The sequence below is a fragment of the Streptomyces sp. NPDC031132 genome, assembly GCF_055570595.1.
Genome location: NZ_JBVIGX010000006.1, coordinates 1 through 24,699 on the forward strand (window position 1 = coordinate 1; position 24,699 = coordinate 24,699).

General features: G+C 73.2%; 20 protein-coding genes. 4 read left to right on the forward strand and 16 right to left on the reverse strand.

The genetic code is table 11. From position 1 onward, the window contains the following. The first annotated feature begins 249 nt into the window (after positions 1–249). Together ACZ49B_RS11220 and ACZ49B_RS11225 are read left to right on the forward strand one after the other, a co-directional pair. Positions 250–879, forward strand: a complete 630-nt coding sequence (locus ACZ49B_RS11220; RefSeq protein WP_468303441.1) for an excalibur calcium-binding domain-containing protein — start codon at positions 250–252, stop codon at positions 877–879. A gap of 115 nt (positions 880–994) precedes the next feature. Next, complete coding sequence (locus ACZ49B_RS11225) at positions 995–2,377, forward strand: cytochrome P450 (protein WP_468303443.1); 1,383 nt, start codon at positions 995–997, stop codon at positions 2,375–2,377. 61 nt (positions 2,378–2,438) lie between these two features. Here ACZ49B_RS11225 and ACZ49B_RS11230 read toward each other — a convergent pair whose 3' ends face one another. After that, a complete protein-coding gene (locus ACZ49B_RS11230; protein WP_468303446.1) occupies positions 2,439–3,986 on the reverse strand; it encodes an MFS transporter in 1,548 nt (515 codons plus the stop codon). Positions 3,987–4,083: 97 nt separating this feature from the next. Here ACZ49B_RS11230 and ACZ49B_RS11235 point away from each other — a divergent pair, with 97 nt between their 5' ends. Further along, positions 4,084–6,189, forward strand: coding sequence for a S9 family peptidase (locus tag ACZ49B_RS11235; protein ID WP_468303450.1), 2,106 nt, complete (start codon positions 4,084–4,086; stop codon positions 6,187–6,189). Positions 6,190–6,238: 49 nt separating this feature from the next. On the opposite strand, the gene ACZ49B_RS11240 is transcribed toward ACZ49B_RS11235, so the two are convergent. From ACZ49B_RS11240 to ACZ49B_RS11265, 6 genes are all read right to left on the reverse strand, one after another. Beyond that, the gene (locus tag ACZ49B_RS11240; protein ID WP_468303453.1) at positions 6,239–6,892 is read right to left on the reverse strand and encodes an HAD family hydrolase; all 654 of its coding nucleotides are present in this window, start codon (positions 6,890–6,892) and stop codon (positions 6,239–6,241) included. 98 nt (positions 6,893–6,990) lie between these two features. Continuing rightward, a complete protein-coding gene (locus ACZ49B_RS11245) occupies positions 6,991–7,926 on the reverse strand; it encodes an ABC transporter ATP-binding protein (protein ID WP_468303973.1) in 936 nt (311 codons plus the stop codon). 101 nt (positions 7,927–8,027) lie between these two features. Beyond that, positions 8,028–9,098: an ABC transporter ATP-binding protein gene (locus ACZ49B_RS11250; RefSeq protein ID WP_468303456.1), complete on the reverse strand. Its 1,071-nt coding sequence runs from the start codon at positions 9,096–9,098 to the stop codon at positions 8,028–8,030. After that, the gene (locus ACZ49B_RS11255; RefSeq protein WP_468303458.1) at positions 9,098–10,084 is read right to left on the reverse strand and encodes an ABC transporter permease; all 987 of its coding nucleotides are present in this window, start codon (positions 10,082–10,084) and stop codon (positions 9,098–9,100) included. The genes ACZ49B_RS11250 and ACZ49B_RS11255 overlap by 1 nt, the downstream gene beginning before the upstream one ends. Next, positions 10,081–11,097 carry an ABC transporter permease gene (locus tag ACZ49B_RS11260; RefSeq protein ID WP_468303460.1) on the reverse strand — a complete coding sequence of 339 codons (1,017 nt, stop codon included), beginning with the start codon at positions 11,095–11,097 and terminating at the stop codon, positions 10,081–10,083. The genes ACZ49B_RS11255 and ACZ49B_RS11260 overlap by 4 nt, the downstream gene beginning before the upstream one ends. A 22-nt stretch (positions 11,098–11,119) precedes the next feature. Beyond that, positions 11,120–12,862 (reverse strand): ABC transporter substrate-binding protein, encoded by a 1,743-nt coding sequence (locus ACZ49B_RS11265; RefSeq protein ID WP_468303463.1) that lies wholly within the window; start codon positions 12,860–12,862, stop codon positions 11,120–11,122. A 304-nt stretch (positions 12,863–13,166) separates the two neighbouring features. Between ACZ49B_RS11265 and ACZ49B_RS11270 the strand changes: the two genes are divergently transcribed. Then, complete coding sequence (locus tag ACZ49B_RS11270) at positions 13,167–14,114, forward strand: SMP-30/gluconolactonase/LRE family protein (RefSeq protein WP_468303465.1); 948 nt, start codon at positions 13,167–13,169, stop codon at positions 14,112–14,114. 34 nt (positions 14,115–14,148) lie between these two features. Here the strand turns inward: ACZ49B_RS11270 and ACZ49B_RS11275 are convergent, their stop codons facing one another. The 9 genes from ACZ49B_RS11275 to ACZ49B_RS11315 all read right to left on the reverse strand — a co-directional run bounded on the left by ACZ49B_RS11275 (position 14,149) and on the right by ACZ49B_RS11315 (position 24,579). Further along, positions 14,149–14,859, reverse strand: coding sequence for a GntR family transcriptional regulator (locus ACZ49B_RS11275; protein ID WP_468303467.1), 711 nt, complete (start codon positions 14,857–14,859; stop codon positions 14,149–14,151). A 56-nt stretch (positions 14,860–14,915) separates the two neighbouring features. Then, on the reverse strand, positions 14,916–15,878 hold the full coding sequence (locus tag ACZ49B_RS11280) for an ornithine cyclodeaminase family protein (RefSeq protein ID WP_468303470.1): 963 nt from the start codon (positions 15,876–15,878) through the stop codon (positions 14,916–14,918). Next, positions 15,875–16,891: a proline racemase family protein gene (locus ACZ49B_RS11285; protein WP_468303473.1), complete on the reverse strand. Its 1,017-nt coding sequence runs from the start codon at positions 16,889–16,891 to the stop codon at positions 15,875–15,877. Before ACZ49B_RS11285 ends, ACZ49B_RS11280 begins: the two co-directional genes overlap by 4 nt. A 26-nt stretch (positions 16,892–16,917) precedes the next feature. Further along, positions 16,918–17,922, reverse strand: coding sequence for a proline racemase family protein (locus ACZ49B_RS11290; protein ID WP_468303475.1), 1,005 nt, complete (start codon positions 17,920–17,922; stop codon positions 16,918–16,920). 37 nt (positions 17,923–17,959) lie between these two features. Continuing rightward, positions 17,960–18,892, reverse strand: a complete 933-nt coding sequence (locus ACZ49B_RS11295) for a dihydrodipicolinate synthase family protein (RefSeq protein ID WP_468303477.1) — start codon at positions 18,890–18,892, stop codon at positions 17,960–17,962. 75 nt (positions 18,893–18,967) lie between these two features. Beyond that, positions 18,968–20,380 (reverse strand): FAD/NAD(P)-dependent oxidoreductase, encoded by a 1,413-nt coding sequence (locus tag ACZ49B_RS11300; protein WP_468303479.1) that lies wholly within the window; start codon positions 20,378–20,380, stop codon positions 18,968–18,970. Next, entirely contained in the window at positions 20,361–20,675 is a 315-nt protein-coding gene (locus tag ACZ49B_RS11305) for a (2Fe-2S)-binding protein (RefSeq protein WP_030293977.1), read from the reverse strand. Before ACZ49B_RS11305 ends, ACZ49B_RS11300 begins: the two co-directional genes overlap by 20 nt. Before the next feature lie 232 nt (positions 20,676–20,907). Continuing rightward, positions 20,908–22,059, reverse strand: a complete 1,152-nt coding sequence (locus ACZ49B_RS11310) for an NAD(P)/FAD-dependent oxidoreductase (RefSeq protein ID WP_468303482.1) — start codon at positions 22,057–22,059, stop codon at positions 20,908–20,910. Between the two features lie 126 nt (positions 22,060–22,185). Next, positions 22,186–24,579 (reverse strand): collagenase, encoded by a 2,394-nt coding sequence (locus ACZ49B_RS11315; RefSeq protein ID WP_468303485.1) that lies wholly within the window; start codon positions 24,577–24,579, stop codon positions 22,186–22,188. Positions 24,580–24,699: the final 120 nt, after the last annotated feature.

Below are 24,699 nucleotides of genomic sequence, written 5' to 3' on the forward strand. Positions count from 1 at the left end.
AGCGAAGGCGTACGGGCCAGCCACCCCCCCCCCCCCCCCCCCCCCCCCCCCCCCCCCCCCCCCCCCCCCCCCCCCCCCCCCCCCCCCCCCCCCCCCCCCCCCCCCCCCGGCCCGGGGCGGTCAGGTGCATGCCGGGGAAAGTGGCGTGAAACGGCTTCGCGTGTGGTGGAGTGACACCCGTACGCTGCGGCGGTTCTGCAGAGTGTTGATCTTGGGGGGTCATTCATGTTTCACCGTCGGGGATTTGCCGTGGCAGCACTGGTCGGGGCGGTGGTCCTGCTCGGCAGCGGATGCGAGGATGCCGCGCCGAAGAGCACGCCGGAGAAGGGCGCGGACAAGCCGGCCGCCACGACCCCTGCTGCGCCCGCGGCCTCGCCCAGTACGCCCGCGATGCCCACGCTCGTCGGGCAGAAGTTCACGGACGCCGAGGCCGCCGTCAAGACGCTGGTCAGCAGACCCGTCGAGGCGCGCAGCGCCTACAGCGACGTCCCGTTGGCCGCGGACCACGGCCCGTGGGCGGTCTGCTTCCAGACCCCGGCGGCCGGGAGCCCCCTCGACCCGGCGTCCGCCGTCGAGCTCTCGCTCGTCGCGCCCGGCCGGCCGTGCCCGGACAAGGCCGGCGCCGCCCTGGCCCCCTCCAAGGCCCCGGCGGCGAGCCGGACTCCCGCCCCGCCGAAGCCGAAGACCTCGCCCCCGACCGACGGCGGCTCCACCGGCGGTGACGGCGGCGGCAGCGGCAGCGGCAGCGGCGGGAGCAGCGTCTACTTCAAGAGCTGCGCCGAGGCCAAGGCCGCCGGGGCGGCGCCCATGCGGCGCGGCCAGCCCGGTTACCGCGACGCCCTCGACCGGGACAAGGACGGCATCGCCTGCGACAAGTAGCGACGTAAAGGTAAGCCGACCGGTGGGTTTCAGCCGCACGGCGGAGCGATCCTCGGCGCCCCCGGCACGGGCCGGGCAGAATCGGCCCCGTCGGTACGGTGTCGAGGGGGCGGCCATGGCAACAGCGAATGCACGGACGGAAACCGGTACGGAGGCACCCGCGCTCGAGGGGATCCCGCTGCTCGGCTCCCTGTTCGACCTGAAATCGGACTCGCTCGGGACCTATCTGCGCGCCCAGCAGCAGCGCGGCGACGTCGTACGGATCACCGCCGGCCCGCCGGGGCTGCGCGCCGAGCTGTACTGCGTCTTCTCCGCGGAGGGCGCGCAGCAGGTCCTGGCCTCGGAGTCGGCCAACTTCCGCAAGGACAACGCCTTCTACCAGGAGGTCCGGGACTCCTTCGGCAACGGCCTGCTGACCAGCCAGGACGAGGACTACATGCGCCAGCGGCGGCTGGTCCAACCGCTGTTCACCAAGCGCCGGGTGGACGGCTACGCCGACGCCGTCGCGGCCGAGACCCGGGCAGTGGTCGCGGGCTGGGAGCAGGCCCCCGGCGGCGTGGTCGACGTCGGCGAGGAGATGACGCAGCTCGCCCTGCGCGCGGTCGCGCGGATCCTGTTCGGCACCGACGTGGAGGCCACCGTCGACGTCGTCGACCGGTGTTTTCCGGTCATCACGGATTACGTGCTGCGCCGCGGCTACTCCCCCGCCAACATCCCGCGCACCTGGCCCACGCCGGGCAACAAGCGGGCGGCCGCCGCGATGGACGAGCTGTACGCGGTGTGCGACAAGATCATCGCCGAGCGGCGCGGCGGGGCCGCGGCCGGGGGCGAGGACCTGCTGAGCCTGCTGGCCGCGGCCACGAGCACGGAAGACGGCGAGTTCGACGCCGCCGAGCTGCGCGACCAGGTACTGATCTTCCTGCTCGCCGGCCACGAGACGACCGCCACCTCGCTCGCCTTCTCCCTGCACCTGCTGGCCCGCCACCCCGAGCAGCAGGTGCGGGCCCGGGAGGAGATCTCCCGCGTGCTGGGCGACCGTACGCCGGAGGCCGCCGATCTGGACCGGCTCCCGTACCTCACGCAGGTCCTCAAGGAGGCGATGCGGCTCTATCCGGCCGCACCGGTCATCGGCCGCAGCTCGGTCGCGGCCACCGAGGTCGGCGGACGGACCGTTCCGGCGGGCTCGGACGTGATCCTGGCCCCGTGGGTGACGCACCGGCACCCCCGGTACTGGCCGGATCCGGACCGCTTCGACCCGGACCGCTTCACCCCGGAGGCGGAGGCCGGCCGGCCGCGCTACGCCTGGTTCCCGTTCGGCGGCGGCCCGCGCGCCTGCATCGGGCAGCACTTCTCGATGCTGGAGTCGGTGATCGCGCTGGCGATGATCCTGCGGGCGTACGAGTTCGAGGCCGTGGACACCGACATCCCGGTCAGCGCCGGGATCACCCTGCGGGCGGACGGCCCGATCCGCTGCCGGGTCCGGGGCACGGCCGGATAGCGGCCGGCCGTGCCGCGGACACGCCCGGACCGCGCTCGTCGGCTCCCGCCGCCGGCCTGTCTCAGACGGCCGCCGGGGCGTGGTTGCCCTTGAGGCGTTCCAGGTCCGAGGGGCGGACCTGGATCACGAGCAGCGCAATGCACGCGGAGACCAGGGCGAAGCACGCCCCGACGATGAACGCGGAGCTCACGCCCGCGGTGAGCACCTGGTCGCCCCACGGGTCCGGGAGCTGCCCGGTCCGCAGGAAGAGGGCCTTCTGGACGGGGTCGGCCTGGCTCAGGAAGGCCGGGACCTGATCGTGGGCCTCGTTGCGGCTGACCGTGCCGAACACCGTGACCAGGATGGACAGGCCCAGCGATCCGCCGACCTGCTGCGTCGTGTTGAGCAGTCCGGAGGCCGCCCCCGACTCCCGGTCGGGGACGTTAGACAGGGCCATCAGGGTCAGCGAGACGAAGTTCATGCCCATGCCGAGGCTGAAGACGAGTATCGGGCCCAGGATGCTCCCCAGGTACGTCGAGTCGACGTCGGTCTGCGTCAGCCAGGCCAGGCCGGCGGACGCGCACAGCGCTCCCGCCACCATGAAGGGTTTCGGCCCGTACTTCGGCAGGAGCTGGGAGGTGACGCCCGCGCCGACGGCGATGACGGCGCTCACCGGCAGGAAGGCGAGGCCGGCCTGCAGCGGGCTGAAGCCCAGCACGTTCTGCACGAACAGGGTCAGGAAGAAGAACATGCCGAACATGGCGCAGGCCAGGAAGAGCATGATGCCGTAGGACCCGGCCCGGTTGCGGTCGGCGAACATGTGCAGCGGGGTGATCGGCTGCGGCGAGCGCCGTTCGTTGAGGAAGAACAGCAGGAGCAGGACCACGGCCGCCCCGAAGGAGCCGAGCGTGATCGGGTCGGTCCAGCCTTCCTGGGAGGCGCGGATGAAGCCGTAGACGAGCGCGACCATGCCGAGGGTGGACAGCAGCGCGCCGGCGACGTCGAAGTGTCCGGGGTGGCGTGCGGACTCGCGGATGACGCGCCGGGCCATCAGGGCGATGGCCAGGGCGATCGGGACGTTGACGAAGAGCACCCAGCGCCAGTTGAGCCATTCGACGAGGATGCCGCCGGCCAGCAGTCCGATCGCGCCGCCGCCCGCCGAGACGGCGGCGAACACGGCGAACGCCCGGTTGCGCGCCGGGCCTTCGCGGAACGTGGTGGTGATCAGCGCCAGGGCGGTCGGGGAGGCGATGGCGCCGCCGACGCCCTGCAGGGCCCGGGCGGCCATCAGCTGGCCCTCGTTCTGCGCGAGCCCGCCGAGCAGTGAGGCGAGGCCGAAGAGCAGCACGCCGAAGATGAACACGCGTTTGCGGCCGAGGATGTCGCCGGTGCGCCCGCCGAGGAGGAGCAGCCCTCCGAAGGTGAGGGTGTAGGCGTTGACGACCCACGACAGGCTCTCGGTGGAGAAGCCGAGGGCGGTCTGGATGTGCGGCAGCGCGATGTTCACGATGGTGATGTCGAGAACGACCATGAGCTGGCACGAGGCGATGACGAAGAGCGCCAGCCCGTTGCCGCTGCCTCGGACCTTGCCGTCGGTCCCCTTGCTGGTCGGCGTTGCGTTCCGGTCCACCTTTTCGACGCTAAACCTGCTACCGGGGCTACACCACTCGAATGGCCTAGGCTACTTGACATGTACAGTGTGCCATTTCACATGACACACTACGATCATGGATGTTTTCCTCAGGCTCTCCGCGAGCACCGGCCGCTTCACCTACGGCGCCCCGCGCGCGTTCTCCTTCGGGGACGACGGCCGGCTGCTCTGGTTCCTCCGCTCTACCGGCCCCACCGACGCCTTCGACGGCCTCTGGGTCCTGGACACCGCCACCGGCACCGAGACCCGCCTCGCCGACCCCCGCGAGCTGTCCCCCGAGCCGGGCACCCTGCCGGTCGCCGAGCGCCGGCTGCGGGAGCGGATCCGGCTGGTCGCCGCCGGGATCGGCTCGTACGCGCTCTCCGGCGACGGCCGCAGCGCGGTGTTCCCGCTGTACGGGCGGCTGTACCGGGTCAGGTACGAGGGCACCCCCGAGGGCGCCTCCGCGGTCGCGCCCGAGGGCACCGGGAAGGCGTTCGGGCAGCCCGAGGAGATCCCGGCCGCCGGGCCCGCCCTCGACCCGCGGCTCAACGCCGACGGCTCCCGCACCGCGTACGTCGCCGACGACGCCCTGTACGCCCACCCCGGCGGCCGGGTCAGCCCCGCCGACGGGGCCCGCTGGGGTGTCGCGGAGTTCGCCGCGGCCGAGGAGCTGGACCGGAGCCGGGGCCACTGGTGGTCCCCCGACGGGGAGACCCTGCTGGCCGCGCGCGTCGACGAGTCCGCCCTCCAGCGGCGCCACTTCGCCGACCCCGCGCAGCCCGAACTCCCGGCCGAGGACTTCGCCTATCCCGAAGCGGGCGGGCCCAACGCCGAGGTGCAGCTGTGGGTGCTCGGCCCGGACGGCGCCCGCGTACGGCTCGACTGGGACGCGGCGGCGTACCCGTACGTCTCCGACGCCGGCTGGGAGTCGGAGACGGAGATCCTGCTGACGGTCCAGGACCGGCTCCAGCGATGCGTGCTGCTGCTCTCCGCCGATCCGGCGACCGGCCGTACCCGGGAGCTGTCGCGCACCACCCACCCCCACTGGGTCGACCCGATGCTGCCCGGCACCCCGGCCCGGCTCGCCGACGGCCGGATGCTCACCGCCGCCGACACCCCGGACGGCGCCGCCCGCGGCCTCGCCGTCGACGGGAAACCGCTGACCGGGGACGGGATCCAGGTCCGCCGGGTGGTCGGCACCCACCGCGACCGCCTCCTGATCGAGGCCGGGCAGCGCGACCCCGCCGAACAGCAGGTCCTGCTCCTCGACCCCGCCACGGGGGAGCTGACCCCGCTGGCCGACGGACCGGGGGTGCACGGCGTCCTGGCTTCCGCCGGAACGCTGCTGCTGACCTCCGCCGACGCCGACGGGATCCGGCGGACCGTACGCACCGCCGACGGGCGGGAGTTCGTACCCGGCGACCTGTCCGCGCCGCTGCCGTACCGGGTGGTCCCGCTGCTGGAGCGGGTCACCGAGCACGGCATCCCGACCGCGCTGGTACTCCCCCGCGGCCATGTCCCGGGCCGGCGGCTGCCCGTCCTGATGGACAGCTACGGCGGCCCCGGCTACCAGGACGTGTCCGCCGAGCCGCGCCGCTGGCAGCAGCGGCAGTGGTGGGCCGACCGCGGCTTCGCGGTGGTGACCGTCGACAACCGCGGAACCCCGTACGTCTCCCCCGCCTTCACCCACGCCGTGTACCGCGGGTTCTCCGAGGTCACCCTGGACGACCAGGTCGCCGCCCTGCACGCGCTCGCCCTGCGCCACCCGGACCTGGACCTCGGCCGGGTCGGGGTACGCGGCTGGTCGTACGGCGGCTACCTGTCCGCGATGGCGGTGCTGCGCCGCCCGGACGTCTTCCACGCGGCGGCCGCCGGGGCCGCGCCCACCGACTTCCGGCACTACGACACGGCGTACACCGAGCGGTACCTGGGACTCCCCGAGGACCACCCGGACGTCTACGAGCGGGACTCCCTCGTCCCCGACGCCCCGAACCTGGCCCGGCCGCTGCTGCTGATCACGGGCCTGGCCGACGACAACGTCCACCCCTCGCACACCCTGCGCCTCTCGCAGGCCCTGACGGACGCGGGCCGCCCGCACCAGCTCCTGGCCCTCCCGGGCGTCACCCACATGACCCCGAACGGCACCCGGGAGAAGATCACGACGCTGGAACTGGAGTTCTTCCGCCGGGAGCTCGCCTAGGTCGCCTCTTTCTGATCGTGCCGGTGAGGCAAGAGCCGGAAGAGACGGCCTACGCGGATCCCGCCGCGAAGGCGAGGATGGCGGGTACCGCCTCGTGCAGGCTCGTGAAGTGGCGGTGCACGCCGTCCACCGGGGCCGGCGTGTTCACCCCCCACACCGTCATGCCGGCCCGCAGCCCGGACTCGACGCCGGACGGAGCGTCCTCGATGACCAGGCAGTCCCGCGGCCTGACACCGAGGCGCTCCGCGGCCAGCAGGTAGGGGACCGGCGAGGGTTTGCCCTCGGCGACGGCGGCGGCGTCCACGAGCACGCCCGGAACCGGCAGTCCGGTCCGCGCGAACCGCCCGCGCACCCGGTGCTCGTAGTTCGAGGTCACCAGGGCCCAGCGCCCCCGGGGCAGGCCGGACAGCAGCTCCGGCGCGCCGGGAAAGGCGGCGTAGACACCGGAGCGGACGTCCTCGTCCTCCAGCTCGTGCAGCGCGGCCAGGCAGGCGCCCGGGTCCTGTTCGGGGACCACCTCGGCGAAGGTCTCCAGGGGACGGGTGCGCAGTGCCACGCGGTGGACCGCGTCGGGGTCGAGTCCGTACCGCGCCGCCCATGCCGCCCAGACGCGGCGCTGGTTGGCCACCGCGTCGATCAATGTCCCGTCGACGTCGAAGAGGACGCATGCCGCGGGGCCCGGCCGGGAGATGTCGCTGGTCACGCCGTGATCATGCCATCAGCGCGCCACCGGCCGAACGGCGGGAGGACCCCGGGCCGATCGTGTCGGCCCGGGGTCCTCCTTCTCCCCCTGGATCCCCGTCAGTCACCGGGGAAGTGGCAGGCCACCTCGCGCGAGGCGGCGATCCGGAGCAGCGGGCGCTCCGTCCGGCAGATCTCCTGTGCCTTCGGGCAGCGCGGGTGGAACGTGCAGCCCGGGGGCGGTGCGGCCGGGCTCGGCGGGTCGCCGAGCAGCACGATCCGCTCCCGGCGCCGCTCGGCCGCCGGGTCCGGCAGCGGTACGGCGGACAGCAGGGCCCGCGTGTACGGGTGCTGGGGGTTCTCGTACAGGGTGCGCTTCTCGCCGATCTCGACGATCCGGCCGAGGTACATGACGGCGACCCGGTCGCTGACCCGTTTCACCACGGACAGGTCGTGCGCGATGAACACGTAGGCCAGGCCGAGTTCGCGGCGCAGGCGTTCCATCAGGTTGACGATCTGCGCCTGGACGGAGACGTCGAGCGCGGAGACGGGCTCGTCGGCGACGATCAGCCGGGGGCTCGTGGCCAGGGAGCGGGCGATCCCGATGCGCTGGGCCTGGCCGCCGGAGAACTCGTGCGGGTAGCGGTCGATGTGCTCCGGGATCAGCCCGACCAGGTCCATCAGCTCGGCCGCCCGGCGGCGCGCGTCGGAGGCCGACCAGCCCTGCACGAGCAGCGGGTCGGAGATGATCCGGGCCACCGTCTGGCGGGGGTTGAGGGAGGAGTGCGGGTCCTGGAAGACCATCTGGAGGTGGCGGCGCAGCGGACGGAGTCTTCCCTGCGGGAGCCGGGTGATGTCCCGGCCGTCGAAGGCGATGCTGCCGGAGGTGGGTTCCAGCAGCCGCACCAGCATCCGGCCGGTGGTGGACTTCCCGCAGCCCGACTCGCCCACCAGGCCGAGGGTTTCGCCCGCCGCGAGATCGAAGGAGATCCCGTCGACGGCGCGCACGGGCGCCCCCCGGCGCCCGGACGCGGAGCGCCTGCCGGGAAAGGCCATGGTGAGATCGCGTACGGACAGCAGCGGCTCGGGCGGCGCCGGGTCCGTCCCGGCGGCACCTTCCGGCCGTGCGGTGGTGTCCGGGGAGCGGGCCTCTACGGTCATCGGGACGCCTCCGGGGCGGTCGGGGCGGACGCGGCGGACGCGGCGGACGCGGCGACGGGCACGACCCCGGCCCCCGTGAAATGGCATGCGGCCGTACGCCCGGCGATCCCGTAGGGCCGTGGCTCGGGCCGCTCGGTGGCGCAGCGGCGCTGCTGCTCCGGGGTGCCCGCGGCGGCGAGATGGCAGCGCGGGGCGAACGCGCAGCCGGGGGCGGGCCCGAGCAGGGAGGGCGGTGAGCCGGGGATGGCCCGCAGGGGCTCGTCGTCGGCGTCGTCCAGCCGGGGCAGCGAGTCGAGCAGACCGCGGGTGTACGGGTGCGCGGGGTCGGCGAACAGCTCGTCGACGCCGGCCTGTTCGGCGGCCCGGCCGCCGTACATGACCAGCACCTCGTGCGCGACGCGCGCGACCACCCCCAGGTCGTGGGTGATCATCACGACGCCGAGGCCGCGCTCCTGCTGGAGCCGGGCGATGAGCTCCAGGATCTGCGCCTGCACGGTCACGTCGAGGGCCGTGGTGGGCTCGTCGGCGATCAGCAGATCGGGTTCGCAGGCCAGCGCCATCGCGATCATCGCGCGCTGGCGCATGCCGCCGGAGAACTGGTGCGGGTACTCCCCGGCCCGGCGGGCCGGTTCCGGGATGCCGACCTCGCCGAGCATGTCGACGGCGCGCCGGCGCGCGGCGGCCCGGCCGGCCTTGAAGTGCACCCGGAAGTGCTCGGCGATCTGCTCGCCGACGGTGTAGTAGGGGTGCAGGCTGGACAGCGGGTCCTGGAAGATCATGGCCATCTTCCGGCCGCGCAGCCGGGACAGCTCCTTCTCGGACATGCCGGTGAGCTCCTGCCCGGCCAGTGCGATGGAGCCGCCGACCTCGGCGCCCCGGTGCAGGCCCATGACCGCGAGCGAGGTGACGGACTTGCCGGACCCGGATTCGCCGACGATGCCGAGGGTCCGCCCGGCCTCCACGGTGAAGCCGAGCGCGTCGACGGCCCGTACGGAGCCGCGCGGGGTGGTGAAGGTGACGCGCAGATCACGTACTTCGAGGAGCGGGGCGTCGGGGAGAGCGGCCATCAGTACCTCACCCTCGGGTCGATGACGGCGTACAGGAGGTCGACGACGAGGTTGGCGACGACGATGAAGAAGGCGGCGAGCAGCGTGACCCCGAGGACCACCGGCTGGTCCGAGCTGACCAGGGCCCCGTAGAACAGCCGCCCGATGCCCGGGAGTCCGAAGATGGACTCGGTGATGACGGCGCCGGCGAGCAGCCCGCCGAGGTCCATGCCGAAGATGGTGAGGATCGGGGTCATCCCGGAGCGCAGCCCGTGCTTGACGACGACGGTGCGCTCGGGCATGCCCTTGGCCCGGGCGGTACGGATGTACGGCTCGGCCATGGCCTCGATCATGGAGCCCCGGCTCTGGCGGGCGTACATGGCCGCGTAGAGCAGGGCGAGCGCGGTCCACGGCAGCAGCAGGTTGGAGGCCCAGGCGGCCGGGTTGTCGGTGAAGGCCTGGTAGGTGGGGTAGGGCAGGAGCCCGGCGACGCGGATGACCCCGTAGATGAGCATCACGGACGTGAAGTAGACCGGCAGCGAGGCGGCGGCGACCGCGCCGACCATCAGGGCCTTGTCGGTGGCGGTGTCCTTGCGCAGGGCCGCGGTGACCCCGGCGCCGAGGCCGAGGACGAGCCACAGCGCGGCGGCGCCGACGGCCAGGGAGGCGGAGACCGGGAGGCGGTCCATCAGCAGGTCCCACACGGGCAGGGAGTTCTCGTACGAGTAGCCCAGGCACGGGAAGTCGCACTGGACGGCGTACTGGCCGGTGCCGAGGGTGCGGCCGGTGAAGATCCCGGTGAGGAAGTCGGCGAACTGCCGCCACACCGGCTGGTCCAGGCCGAGGTACTCCCGTACGTCGGCCAGCCGTTCGGCGCTGCAGGTCTTGCCGCAGGCGGCCGCGGCCGGGTCGGAGGGCAGGACGTAGAAGATGAGGAAGGTGACGGCGGCGATGGCGAGCAGGACGCCCGCGAGGGCGAGCAGCCGGCGCGCGAGGTAGAGGATCACGTGCGGCCGCCCCTCGGGTCGAGGATGTCGCGCAGGGCGTCGCCGAGCAGGGTGAAGGCGAGTACCGCGAGGAAGAGGAAGGTGCTCGGGATGACGAAGTACATGGGGTCGGTCTCGTAGAAGGCGACGGACTCGGCGATCATCTGGCCCCAGGACGGGGTGGGCGGGCGCACGCCCACGCCGAGGTAGCTGAGCGCGGCCTCGGTGCTGATCATGCCGGGGATGAGCAGGGTGGTGTAGGCGATGACCGGGCCGGAGACGCCCGGGAGGATGTCGCGGGTCAGGATCCGCCAGGAGCTCGAGCCGCCGACGCGGGCGGCGTCGACGTACTCGCGGTGTTTGAGGGAGAGGGTCTGGCCGCGGACGACGCGGGCGACGCCGGGCCAGCCGAAGACGCCGATGACCGCGGTCATGAGCACGATCCGGTTGACGTCCTTGGCCACCGACAGCATCGCGATCATGAAGATGAGCGAGGGGAAGGACATCGTCAGGTCCATCAGCCGGGACAGGACCATGTCGGTGCGGCCGCCGAAGTAGCCGGCGGCGATCCCGGCGGCGGTGCCGGTGACCACGACGATGGCGGTGGCGGTGAAGGCGATGAGGAGGGAGACCTGGGCGCCGTGGACGACGCGGGCGAACAGGTCGCGGCCGGTGACGGGTTCGACGCCGAGCCAGTGCTCGGGGCTGATCCCGCCGAGGGAGCCGAGGGGCTGGCCGCCGAGGTAGGGGTCGATGGCGGACTTGTCGAACTCCTCGGGGGACCAGCCGCCGAGTGCGCCCAGCCAGGGGGCGGTGACGGCCATCAGGACGAAGAGGAGGACGACGCAGAGGCTGACGCGGACGGCGGGGCGGCGGCGCAGCTCCCGGCGGGCGAGCTGCCAGGGGCTGCTGCCGGTGGCTGCCGCCGCGGGCCCGTCCTCGGCGGCGCCGGGGGCCGGTGCCCCGCCCGGTGTCCCGCCCGGAGCCGGCGCCGGGGCCGCCTGGCCGCCGGCACCGGGTGCGGTGGTGGTCATGGTGTCGAGGGCTCCGTATTCCTCAGCCCTGGCTCTTCGAGGGGTCCTTGAGGCCGACCGTGCCGTAGTCGATGGTGCCGGTCCACACGGGGTGGCCGTAGGCGCCCGCGATGTTGGGGCCGACGAGCAGCGGCTTGCGCTCGAGCAGGATCGGGACGGCCGGGGACTTCTTCATGATCTCGGCGTCGAGGTCGATCCAGGCCTGGTTGGCCTGCTTGGCGTCGGCCATGGCGTTGATCTCGTCGATCCGCTTCATGGTGGCCTCGTCGCGGAACTGGCTGTTGTTGCCCTGGTTGCCCTTCTCCTTGATGGTGCGCCCGTCGAAGACGAAGGGGATCCAGGTGGAGCCGGACGGGTAGTCGGGGCACCAGCCGGAGAGCGTCATGTCGGGGGTGGTGGAGAGGTCGCCGATGACGTCGTAGTACGCGCCGGGGTCGATGGTGTCGATGACGACCTCGACGCCGACGCGGGACAGGCCCTGCTGGATGGCCTCGGCCTTGTTCTTGTCGCCGGTGGAGACGGCGAGGGAGACCTTGAGGGTTTCCTTGCCGGCGGCCTTGAGGAGCTCCTTGGCCTTGGCCGGGTCGCCCGCCGGGGCGATCTTGAGGGTGTCGGCCTGCTTGCCGCCGGAGAGCGCCGGGGGCAGGTAGGCGGTGGCGACCTCGTTGAGGGCCGGGCCGCCGCCCGCGGTGATCACCGCCTCCTTGTCGACGGCGTACTGCATGGCCTCGCGGACCTTGGGATCGTTGAAGGGCGCCCGGGAGTTGTTCAGGGCGAGCATCTCGGTGCAGCCCTGGGACTCGGCGAGCAGGCGCGCCTTGACGTCCTGCTTCGGCAGCACCTTGGGGGCGCTCTCGGGGCGCATGTCCATGTACTGGACGGTGGAGGCGTCGGCGCCCTCGCCGGCGATGATGCGGTCGTCGATCTGGCCGCCCTTCAGGCCCATGACCACGACGAACTTGTCGGGGTAGGCCTTTCTGACCGTGTCGGTCTTGGGGTCCCAGTGCTCGTTGCGGACGAGGACGAGCTTCTTGTCGCGGTCGTACGACTCGATCTTGTACGGGCCGGAGGAGAACGGGCGGGCGTCGTACTGGGTGCCCTTCTCCTGGGACTGCGGGACCGGGGCGAAGGTGGGGAGGGTGGCGGTGGCGGAGAACTCGGCGACGGGGCGCTTGAGTTCGAAGACGATGGTGCGGTCGTCGGGCGTCTTGACGGAGTCGAGGTGCCGGCCCTGGAGCGGGCCCTTGTAGCCCTCGGTGCCGGCCAGGTACTGGGCGGCGTAGTCGGCGCCGCCCGTGAGGTCGGGCGCGAAGGAGCGCTCGACGTTGTACTTGACGTCCTGCGCCTTGATCGGCGTTCCGTCCTCGTACTTCACGCCCTCCTTGAGGGTGAAGGTCCAGGTCTTGCCGCCGTTGGAGGGGGTGCCGAGGTCGGTGGCGAGGTCGGGGACGAGCTCGCCGCCGGCCTTGCCGGGCTCGGCCTTGAAGGTGACGAGCGTGCGGTAGAGGAGGCGGGTGCCGAAGTCCATGGCCGGCATGACCCAGTTGCGGGCGGGGTCGAGGTGGGCGAAGTCCTGGTTGGACAGGACGGTCAGGGTCCCGCCCTTGACCGGGGTGCCGCCGAGGATCTTGCCGTCGTTGGCGGCGGCGGGGTTGCTCGCGCCGGCGCCGGTGGAGCCCTTCTTGGGGTCGGAGCAGCCCGACGCACCCAGGGCGAGTGCGGCCACCAGGGCGGTGGCGAGGGCGAGTTGGGTGCGCTTGGTCATGGGTCACTCCAGTGAAGGGCCGCGCTCTATGATGTGACCGGTAACATAGTAATGTGAAATTGTACTGACAAGGGGTTGGCGCCGCCGTTATCCAGCCGTTGCCCAAATCCCGCCAGCCGGGGGCGCGTTGGGGGGCGTCAGACAGGACTCAGGGGGCGGGCGCTCACGGTGGAGCGGCCGACGGCGATCAATGTGATCCGCGCCTCTTCATTCTGGTTCTTCTGGCGTGAGCCATAGATCATCCTGCAATCTTCGTCATGGACCAGATCGCATTCGGTCTACGCCTGCCAGGAAGGAAAGGCCCATGACCAGCCAGCGCCCCGGGCTGTACGAGATGTTCGACGACCGGTTCCGAACCGGACGCTGCATGAACGGTGATGACGCACTGGAGGTCCTCTACACGGGCTGCCGCTGGGCCGAGGGGCCGATCTACCTGCCCGCCTGGCGGCAGGTGGTCTGGAGCGACATCCCCAACGACCGGATGCTGCGCTGGGACGAGGAGACGGGCGCCGTCGGCGTCTTCCGCCGCTCCGCCGGGCACACCAACGGCAACACCCTCGACCGCCAGGGCCGGCTGATCACCTGCGAGCAGGGGAACCGGCGCGTCACGCGCACCGAACACGACGGCACCATCACCGTGTTGGCGGACCGCTGGAACGGCAAACGCCTCAACAGCCCGAACGACGCGGCGGTGAAGTCCGACGGTTCGATCTGGTTCTCCGACCCGGACTTCGGCATCACCAGCGACTACGAGGGCCACCGCGCGCAGAGCGAGATCGGCTCCAACAACGTCTACCGCCTCGACCCGGCCACCGGCGCCGTGCAGTTGGTCGCCGACGGCTTCGGCGCGCCCAACGGCCTGGTCTTCTCCCCCGACGAGCGGCAGCTGTTCGTCTCCGACACCCGGGCGGGCTTCATCCGGGTCTTCGACGTACGCGACGACGGCACACTGTCCGAGGGCGAGGTCTTCGCCGAAGCGGCGCCCGGGAAGGCTCGCTTCGACAACCTCCGCTTCGACGACGGCGGCCGGCTCTGGGCCGCCGCGATGGACGACGGGGTGCACTGCTACGACCCGGACGGCACCCTGATCGGACGGCTCAACGTCCCCGAGACGGTCTCCAACATCGCCTTCGGCGGCGCCAAGCGCAACCGCCTCTTCGTCACCGCCGAGACCAGCCTCTACTCGATGGTCATGGGCGTCACCGGCACGCACCCGACCGGCCCGGGGCGCCGGCGCTGGCTCGACGGCTGAGCCCGGGGATCCGGCGCGACCCGAAGGACGCCCCCTAGACGCCCGAGCCGAGGCCTCCCGGGGTGCGGCCCACCGGCTCGTCGCGGCCCTGGGCCCAGAGGGAGCGGACGTGGCCGAGGTGGCGGACCATGCAGGCCTGCGCCGCCTCCGCGTCCCCGGAGATCATCAGGTCCAGCAGCTCGATGTGCTCCTCGGCGGACGAGACCAGCTTGCCGGCCTCGTCCAAGCCCGTCAGCCCGTACAGCCGCGAGCGCTTCCGCAGGTCGCCGACCGTCTCCACCAGGCGGTCGTTGCCCGCCAGGGCGAGCAGCGAGAGGTGGAAGCGGCGGTCCGCCTCCAGGTAGCCGATGAGGTTGTGCTCGCGGGCGTTGGTGACGATCTCCTCGGCGATGGGCCGCAGCGCCTCGAGCTGCTCCGCCGTCGCGATCTTCGTGATCCGGCCGATGGTCGGGACCTCGATCATCGTGCGCAGTTCGGTGTACTGGTCCAGGTCGCGCTCGCTGACCTCGGTGATCCGGAAGCCCTTGTTGCGGACGGGCTCCACCAGGCCCTCGCGGGCCAGGTCGAGCATCGCCTCGCGGACCGGCGTGGCGGAGACCCCAAGTTCGGCGGCCAGGCCGGGCGCCGAGTAGACGCTGCCGGGGCGCAGTTCACCCGCTATCAGGGCTGCTCGGAGGGCGTGGCCGACCTGGTCGCGGAGCCGTTCCTGGGCCTTGATCAGACTGTTTTGCTTCAGGTCACCCATTGCTGTTCCTCCGAAACCCCTTCGCACCACCGAGTGCAGGGGAACAGCGTACAATGTCACGTTGCGCTTATTCCCCGACCCGTGGTGTCTCCCGCGGCGCGATACATCGCCACCGCCACAGCGAGATCTTCCCAGGCCATGCCCACGCTCTTGAAGAGCTGTGGACAACTCGGGGCTCCGGCCACCTGCATCCGGCCCGTCACCAGGTCGGCCAGGGTGCCGCTGATGTGGCCGGGTCCGATGGCCCCCTCCGCCTCCGGCACCAGCAGGTCCCCCGCCTCGCGCAGCGCCGCCGCCCGCGACTCCACGTACACCGCCGCCCTCCGCACCAGCGCGGTGTCCGTCTCCCGGGCGTCCGGCTCGTGGGAGCCGACGGCCACGACCGTCGCGCCCCGCGCCACCAACCGCCCGTCGAAGAGGGGTTCGCGGGCCGTGGTGCAGCACAGCACCAGGTCCGCGTCCGCCACGTCCGCCGGGGTGCCCGTACGGGCCGGGACCCCCAGGGCGCGTGCGTGCTCCGCCAGCTTCTCCGCGGCCACGGGGCCGCGGCCCACCACCACGACCTGGGCCAACTCCCGCACGGCCTGCACCGCTTCGAGATGCCCGTACGCCTGCGGGCCGGCGCCGAAGAGCACCAGCCGCAGGGGCCGCCCGGCCGGCGCGAGGTGGCGCAGGGCGAGCGCCGAGACCGCCGGGGTGCGCAGGGCGGTCAGCGCCGCGCCGTCGAACAGGGCCAGCGGGCGCAGGGTCGGCCCGTCCAGCAGCAGGTACGAGCCGGTGATGCGGGGCAGGCCGCGGGCCGGATTGCCGGGCGCAACGCCGGCGATCTTCACCCCGGCGTACGCCCCCGCCGCGGCCGGCATCAGCAGCAGCTCGCCGCCGCCGGGCACGGGCATCGCCGAGCGCTGCGGGCAGGCCTCCGGGTCCAGCCCGGCCCGCAGTACGTCGGCCAGCGCGTCGGCGGCTGCGGCCGGGGTGAGCAGCGCCGCCGTCTCCTCGGCCCCGAACTGCGGGATCACAGCAGGAACCCGGGGCCGAGGGCGTCCTGCGGATCCAGCACGAACGCGTGCTCGCCGGTGCGGTACGCCGTGCCGGTGACCTCCGTGACGAGGCCGTCGCGGGAGCCCTCCGGTACCACCCGGCCCGTGAACACCGTGCCCACCACCGACTCGTGGAGCAAGTCCTCGCCCGCGCCGAGCCGCCCGTCCTCCGCGAGCAGCGCGAGGCGCGCCGAGGTTCCCGAGCCGCAGGGCGAACGGTCGATCTGCCCGTCGGCGAACACGGTGACATTGCGCTGGTGCGGCCCGAAGGGCGTGTCGGGCAGCTCCTCGTGGAGGACCACCCCGTACACCCCGGAGAGCAGCGGCCCGCCCGGGTGCCAGGTCCCCGGGTGGGTGGCCAGGGCCGCCCGGATCTCCTGCCCGGCCCGGACCAGTTCGGGCAGCGCAGCCCGGGAGACCTCCAGGCCGAGGTCCCGGGCGGCGGCGGACGCGTAGCAGGCGCCGGCGTGCGCGAGGTCCACCTCCGCCATGCCCAGGGTGGTCGCCACCGGCACCTTGCGGGCGCTGACCCGGGCCGGGACGTTGCGGAAGGTGACCCCGGTGGTGCGGCCGCCGCTGCGGTGCACGGTCGCGGCGACCCGGCCCGACGGCACGTCGATGCGTACCTGTACGGCCCCGTCGTCCGGGGCGGCGACCCGGCCGGTGTCCACGGCCCAGGCGCCGAGGGCCATCGTGCCGTGGCCGCAGGCGGTGGAGTAGCCGTCCTTGTGCCAGAACAGCACCCCGAAGTGGGCCCCGTCGTCGTCCGGGGGCACGACGAACCCGCCGTACATCCCGGCGTGCCCCCGCGGCTCCTGCACGAGGAGCCGCCGTACGTCGTCCAGCGGGCTGCGGCGCGGGGCCGTCCCGGAGCCACCGGGGCCGATGGCGGTGGCGCAGCGCTCGGCGACGGTGTCCCCGGGGACGGGCGGCAGGCCGGCTGCGGCGACGTCGACGATCCGGAAGGGCTCCCCTGCCGTGTGGTAGTCCACGGTCCGGACGGTGACGGCCCCGGCGCTCACAGGAGGAACCCCGCGGGGAAGGGGTCGGACGGGTCGAGGAAGTACTGGGCGGTGCCGGTGATCCACGCCCGCCCGGTGACGGTGGGGACGACGGCGGGGAGCCCGCCGACCGTGGTCTCGCCGATCAGCCGGCCGGTGAACTCGGTGCCGATGAAGGACTCGTTGACGAAGTCCGCGCCGAGCTCGAGGAGGCCTCGGGCGTGCAGCTGGGCCATGCGTGCGCTGGTCCCCGTACCGCAGGGCGAGCGGTCGAACCAGCCCGGGTGGATGGCCATGGCGTGCCGGGAGCGGCGGGCGTCGGAGCCGGGGGCGGCGAGGTAGACGTGCTTGACGCCGGCGATGGAGGGGTTCTCGGGGTGGACGGGCCGGTCGCCGGAGGCGTTGACGGCGTCCATGACGGCGAGTCCGGCGGCGAGCAGGTCGTCCTTGCGGTCCCGGTCGAAGGGGAGCCCGAGGGAGTCGAGTTCGACGAAGGCGTAGAAGTTCCCGCCGTAGGCGAGGTCGTAGGTGACCGTGCCGAAGCCGGGGACCTCGGCCTTCAGGTCGAGCCCGACGCAGAAGGAGGGGACGTTGGTGAGGGTGACGGCGGTGGCCGCCCCGTCCTCGACGCGGACGTCGACGCTGACCAGCCCCGCCGGGGTGTCGAGCCGGACGGTGGTGACCGGCTCGACGACTTCCACCATGCCCGTCTCGACCAGGACGGTGGCGACCCCGATGGTCCCGTGGCCGCACATGGGGAGCAGGCCCGACACCTCGACGTAGAGCACGCCGAAGTCGGCGTCGGGCCGGGTGGGGGGCTGGAGGATGGCGCCGCTCATCGCGGAGTGGCCGCGCGGCTCGTACATGAGCAGGGTCCGGACGTGGTCCGTGTGCTCGATGAAGTGGAGCCGCTTCTCGGCCATGGTGGCGCCGGGGATCACCCCGACGCCGCCGGTGATCACCCGGGTCGGCATGCCCTCGGTGTGCGAGTCCACCGCGTGGTAGATGTGGCGCGTGCGCATTCCAGTCCCTTCCCGTCTTCCGTTCCCCACGGGGGGACTAGTTGAGGCCCTCGGCGAGGGCCTTCTCGGTGGCGGCGCGGACGGCCGCCTCGGTCTCCCCGGTGAGGGGGAAGCGCGGCGGGCGGGTGGCGCCGCCGGGGCGTCCGGCGAGGTCCATGGACAGCTTGATGGCCTGGACGAACTCGGTCTTGGAGTCCCAGCGCAGCAGGGAGTGCAGGGACTTGTACAGCGGCAGCGCGGTGGCGACGTCTCCGGCGACGGCGGCCCGGTAGAGCTCGGCGCAGGAGCGCGGCAGGGCGTTGGGGTAGCCGGCGATCCAGCCGACCGCGCCGGCGAGGGCGAGTTCGAGGAGGACGTCGTCGGCGCCGATGAGCAGGTCGAGGCCGGGGGCGAGCTCGGCGATCTCGTAGGCGCGGCGGACGTCCCCGCTGAACTCCTTGACGGCGACGATGCTGCCGTCGCCGTGCAGGCGGGCGAGCAGGGCGGGGGTCAGGTCCACCTTGGTGTCGATGGGGTTGTTGTACGCGACGACGGGCAGCCCGGAGCGGGCGACCTCGGCGTAGTGGGCGCGTACGGTCGCCTCGTCGGCCCGGAAGGCGTTGGGCGGCAGCAGGAGTACGGAGCCCGCCCCGGCCTCGGCGGCCTGGTCGGCCCAGCGGCGGGCCTCGGCGCTGCCGTAGGCGGCGACGCCGGGCATGACGCGGGCGCCGTCGCCGGCCGCCTCGACGGCGGTACGGACGACGCGCGCCCGCTCGTCGTCGGTGAGGGTCTGGTACTCCCCGAGGGAGCCGTTGGGGACCACGCCGTCGCAGCCGTTGGCGACGAGCCAGGCGACGTGCTCGGCGTAGGCGTCGTAGTCGACGCTGAGGTCCTCCCGCAAGGGCAGCGCGGTGGCGACCATGATGCCGTGCCAGGGGCGGGTGCGGGTGTCCGTACCCGTGGTGGGCGCGGGGGTGTGCGCGTCGGTCATGTGAGAGCTCCCTAGAGTGGTGTGTGACATTTTACTAGTGGGTGTGAGGCGGCCACAAGGGCCTGGACCGCCCGATCAGCCGTTCGCCGGAGGCAGTTCGGCGAGGTGGCGCAGCGGGACCGGGCAGGACAGGGGCCGCCGGTCGGGTGCGGGTTCCTCCCCGGCCAGGGCGGCGACGGCCGGTCCGCACATCCGGCCCTGGCACCAGCCCATGCCGGCCCGGGTGAGGAGTTTGACCGTACGGGCGTCACGCGCCCCGAGGTCGGCGACGGCCTCGCGGATCCGGCCGGCCGGGACCTCCTCGCAGCGGCAGGCGTCGGTGTCGTCGCGGAGCCAGTCGGTCCAGCCGGCGCCCGGACGGTGGGCGGCGCCCATCGCGTCGGCGAAGGCGCGCAGGCGGGCCCGGCGGCGGGCCAGGGCGGCGGGGGCGGGCCGGCCCGCGATGGCGTGGGCGGCGATCTCCCCTTCGAGCAGCGCCAGTTGGGCGCCGCCGATGCCGCCGGTCTCGCCGGCGGACCAGATGCCGGGGACGGAGGTCCGCTGCTCGCCGTCCAGCGCCAGCGCGGCGGTGCCGTCGGCGCTGCGGCGGGTGGCGCAGCCGAGGCCGGTCGCCAGCTCCAGCTGGGGGACGAGCCCGTGACCGACGGCGAGGGCGTCGCAGGGGATCCGGCGGCCGGTGCCGGGCACGGGCCGCCAGTCCCGGTCCAGGCGGGCCACGGTGACGGCCTCGACGCGGTCGGCGCCGTGGGCCTCGGTCACGGCGTGCCGGGTGAGCAGCCGGATGTGGCGGTGGAGCAGGGCGCTGCCGTACGTGGCGGCCTCGGCGATCTTGCCGGGGTTGCGCAGCAGGACGGGGACGTGGCCCGCGTAGCCGCTGTACGCGGCGGCTTCGACGATGGCCGGCACCCGGGCCCCGGCGGCGGCGAGCGAACCGGCGACGGCGAGCAGCAGCGGCCCGCTCCCGGCGACGACGACCCGCTCGCCCGGCAGGACGAGCCCGCTCTTGAGCATGGCCTGCGCCCCGCCGGCCCCGACCACTCCGGGCAGGGTCCAGCCGGGGAAGGGCAGTTGCCGCTCGTAGGACCCGGTGGCGAGGAGTACGGCCCGGGCGTGCAGGGTCGCGGCCGCCTCGTCGGGACCGGCGACGGCGTGCAGCGTCCAGGCGGGGCCGCCCGGTACGACGGTCCAGACGTGGTGGGCCGGGAGGTAAGTGATCCGGCCGGCCGCCTCGTGTGCCCGGAGGGCGGCTTCGCGGGAGGCGAAGGCGGCCCACCCGTGGTGCAGGGCTTCGGGACGGTCCGCCCCGAGCCCCGGCGCGGGGTGGCGGTAGTACTGCCCGCCGGGCCGCTCCCCCGCATCGAGCAGGACGACCCGCAGCCCGAGACCGGCGGCGGTGACGGCGGCGGCGAGCCCGGCGGGGCCCGCGCCGACGACGGCCAGGTCGGGCAGGGGGCCCGGCGTTGCGGGGTCAGACGCCGAGCTCGGCATGGCCGGTTCCTTCCTGGGTGGTGACGGTGTCCCCGGGGCGGGCGGGGACGAGGCAGGCGCGCTGGTTCGGGCGGCCGTTGACGGTGACGAGGCAGTCGTAGCAGCTGCCGATCCCGCAGAACGCCCCGCGCGGGGCGCCGCGTTCGCGGGTGGTCCGCCAGGCGAGGATCCCGGCGCCCCACAGCACGGCGGCGATGCTCTGGCCCGCCTGGGCGGTGAGCTCGCGGCCGTCGAAGCGCAGGACGTAGGTCGCCTCGGGCGCACCGCCGACGAGGGTGCGGGGGGTGTGGCTCATCGGCCGTTCTCCTTGAGCAGCTTGCGGTGGGCGGGCCGGTACGGAGTTCCGCTGCGCGGAGCCTCCTCCCCGCCCCGCCCCTTCCCGATTTCCGGGGCTCCGCCCCGGACCCCGTGCCTCGAACGCCGGCGAGGCTGGATCTTCCCGGGCGGCGCCGGTACGTACTCGGCGTGCCGGCTGCCGCACGGCGACGATCCCGGCCCCGCGCGGCGGGGACCCGTACCGGGCGCGGTCATCGGGTCGGGGCCTGGTCGAAGCGGGCCGGGTCGAACGGCGACAGGGGGAGCGGTGGTTCGGCCCCCGTCAGGGCGGCCGTGATCAGGACGCCCGTGGCCGGGGCCAGGCCGATGCCCGCGCCCTCGTGGCCGCAGGCGTGCAGCAGCCCCGGGACCCGGGGGTCCGGGCCGATCGCCGGGAGGTGGTCCGGGAGGTACGGGCGGAAGCCGTGGTAGGTGCGCAGGACCCGGGCGTCCGCCAGGACGGGGAAGAGGGCCGCCGCCTGAGCGGCGAGGCGGCGCAGGGCCTCCACCGACAGGGACCGGTCGAAGCCGACCCGCTCCCGGGTGGCCCCGATCAGCACCGGGCCCGACGGCGTGCCCTCCACCACCGCCGAGGACTGCAGGGCCGCCGAGCCGCTGGCGACGTCCGCGATGTAGTCGGCGGCGTAGACCTTGTGCCGGACCACCCGCGGCAGCGGCTCCGTCACCAGGACGAACCCGCGGCGCGGAAGCACCGGCAGGGACACCCCGGCCAGTTCCGCGATGCGGCCGCCCCAGGTCCCGGCCGCGTTCACCACCGCGGGGGCGAGGAGTTCACCACCGCGCGTGCGGACCCCGCGGACGCCCCCGGGCCCCGCGAGGATCCCGGTCACCTCCTCGCCGAGGTGCACCGAAGCCCCCGACGCGGCGAGCAGTCTGGCCGCCGCCTGGGCCGGCTGGACCTGGGCGTCCTGCGGGTACAGGAACCCGCCGACCGGCCCGGGGGCCAGGTGGGGCTCCAGCTCGCGGAGGTCGTCGACCCCCGCCTCGACGGCTTCGACCCCGGCGGCGCGCTGGCCTTCGGCGAAATCTCGCAGCGCCTTGAGCGAAGCCTCGTCCGGGGCGACGACGAGCCCGCCCTTGGCCTCGTACTCGATCTCCTGCGGGAGGACCGCGGCGAGTTCGCGCCACAGGCCGGCCGACAGCAGGGCCAGGTCGAGCTCGGGGCCCGCCTCCTTGTCGGAGACGAGCAGGTTGCCTTCTCCGGCTCCGGTCGTGCCGCCCGCGACGGGGCCGCGGTCGACGACGGCCACGGAGAGTCCGGAGCGGGCTGCGTAGTACGCGATCGCGGCTCCGACGACGCCGGCGCCGATGATCACGACGTCCAGGGGATGTCTCTTGGGCACGGCAGTAATATGTCACATTCTTTAGTCGGTGCCTAGGTCGCCCGGCCGATCCTCCGGCCGGTCCGCGGGCCGGTCCGCGGGCCGGTCCCTCCCCCCGTTGCGGAAGGGACCGGCCCGGTCGCCGGATCAGCTGCGCAGCGGGCCCTCGCAGCTGTAACTCGACGTCCCCGCCCTGTGGTCGGTCCAGACCTCGACGGGGCCGAAGGAGCAGTTCATGTCGGCCAGGTTGTTGGAGGCCGCGCCCGCCCGGTCGAGGATGAAGTAGTCCACCGTCTCCGACATGTCCTTGAAGTTCTGGTCGTCGCTGCGCCAGTTCTTCAGGTTCGAGGAGATCCGGCCGGTGCAGGTGAACCGGCGCTTGCCCGGGCCCCCGTTCTCCACGCAGTCCGGGGTGTTGTACGTGGCGGTCGCGAAGGCCGACTTCACGTTCGCCAGAGCGGAGTCCCGCAGCCGGTCGTTGGGCGTGAAGCTGGTGTTCGGCACGTAGAGCTGGTCGACCTTGGCGATCTGCGCGTCCAGGAAGCGGTCGTAGTCGCGCTGGAGGTAGGAGTCCGCGCCCGTCCGGTGGCGCCAGGCGTCGTACCCGGCGACGTCGTTGGCCCGCAGGTGGGTGTACATCTCGCGCAGCAGCGAGGGCTTCTCCGTCCACAGGAACTCGAAGAAGGTGCCCGCGTAGTTGTAGAAGCGGAAGCCGTCGCCGTCGTACGTGGCGTTCAGCAGCTGCTCGACCGACATCCGCGGGCCGCCGCCGGCGGTGTCGCTGATGATGCCCTTGACCAGGGACTTGCGGACGGCGATGCCGTTGTCGCGGGTGGCGCCGTCGAAGAACTCGGCGGTGCCCTCGTCCATGGCGGTGGTGCGGTCGCCCTCGTACCAGGGGCCCTCGCCGAAGAACCCGGGGACGGCGAACCGGCCGTTGAGGTAGTGCGTGTACTCGTGGCGGAAGAGCTCCTCGAGGGTGAGGGAGGAGTCCTGCGGGACGCGGCGCTGGTACGTGTAGAAGGTGGCGCCGTTCTCGATGTACATGCCGCCGTTGTTGGTGCCGTAGCCGTTCAGCATCGTCTGGTACGTCACGTAGTCGGCGCGGGAGGCGTACAGCACGATGTTCAGCGTGGTGTTGGGGTCGCCGGCCAGCGGCTGGTCGGTCCCGAGCACCCGGTGGAACTGCGTCTTGACCTGCTTGCTCGCGTAGTAGAGCTGGTCGACGGTGGCCCGGTCGAGGGCCGTGCGGACCTTGATGGCGCCGTTGTCGTAGGTGTACGTGTTCGGGAAGAGCATCTTCTCGATGTCCTCCTTGCACACCCCGTACTGCTTGCACGCGTTGTAGGTGTTCAGCCAGGAGACGACCTTCGCCCAGGGCTCGCTGCCGTTGCCCCACGCGGTCTTGACCGGCTCCAGGAGGGCGCCGAGGTCGGCGGCGATCTGGTCCTGGAAGCCGTCGATCTGGCCGAAGCGGCCGTACTCGCCGACCGCGTCGCGGACCACCCACTCGTTGGCGGTGCCCTTGAGGTGGGTGTATCCGGCGAAGGCCTTGAAGGCCGCCCGGTAGGCGGGGTCGGCCTTGACCGCGGCGTGGAAGGCGTCGTCCTCGTTGCCCGGGTACACGCCGAGGTAGTTGACGGTGAGGGCCGCGAGGGCGGCGCCGCCCCAGTTCGCGTCGCCGCTGGTGGCGGGGTGCGAGGCGTCCATGGTGGCCAGGACCTTCTTGACGAGGCCGAGCTGGCTCTGGCGCATGCCGGGGCCGGTCGCGTACAGGGCCTCGCGCAGGGTGCGGGCGTTGGAGGCGGTGGCGTCGAAGGTGTGGGCCGCGTTGCCGAAGTCGGTGACGGCCTTGCTCATGGCGCCGACGGTCGCGGCGTCGGTGAGGTCGATCTCGGAGCGCGAGAAGTCGTGGTACATGGCCGCGTGCAGGTACGTGAACATCTCCTCCAGGTGCGAGGAGCCCCGGCCGTCGTGGGCGGCGGCCAGGCCGGATATCCGGCGGGAGACGGCCTGGACGTGCGCGTCGGACATGACCGGCACCAGGCGGGCGTCCCAGGTCCAGATCAGCCCGCGCAGACAGCCGTCGGCGGTGACGGCCGGGTCGGCCAGGAAGTCGGCGAACTGCTCGGGGGCGAGGCCCGTGATCCCGTCGAGGGTGCAGGGGACGCCCGCGGCGACGCTCTGCGCGGTGGGCGCGGCCTGGGCGGCGGCGAGCTTGCGGCTCTTCTCGGTGCGCTCGGTGCGCTCGGCCGGAGCTGCGGCGGCCGGGGCGGCCCCGGGGACGCGGCCGTCGGCGGACAGTCCGCCGGGGGCCAGGGCCGTGGCGGGCGCCGCCTCCTTGGGCGAGGCGAGGTGGTCGACCTCGTCGAAGGGGTTCGGGGCGGGCGCACCGGAGGTGAAGGTGCCGGGCACGGCGGCGGGGGCGGCGGGCGCGGGCCGCTCGGCGGTCTGGGACACGGCCTGGCCGGCCGAGGCGAGCAGCGTCACCGCGACGGCGGCGGAGAGGAGAGACGTACGCACAGCTCTGTGCTGAGACACCAAAGACTCCTGCTTGGGAGGGGAGGTGGGGGAAGTGGTGCGCAAATACGTGGACTGCGTGAGATGCGTGAGATGCGTGAACTGCCCTGCGTCACGCGGCGTTTGACGGGGATTAACGTG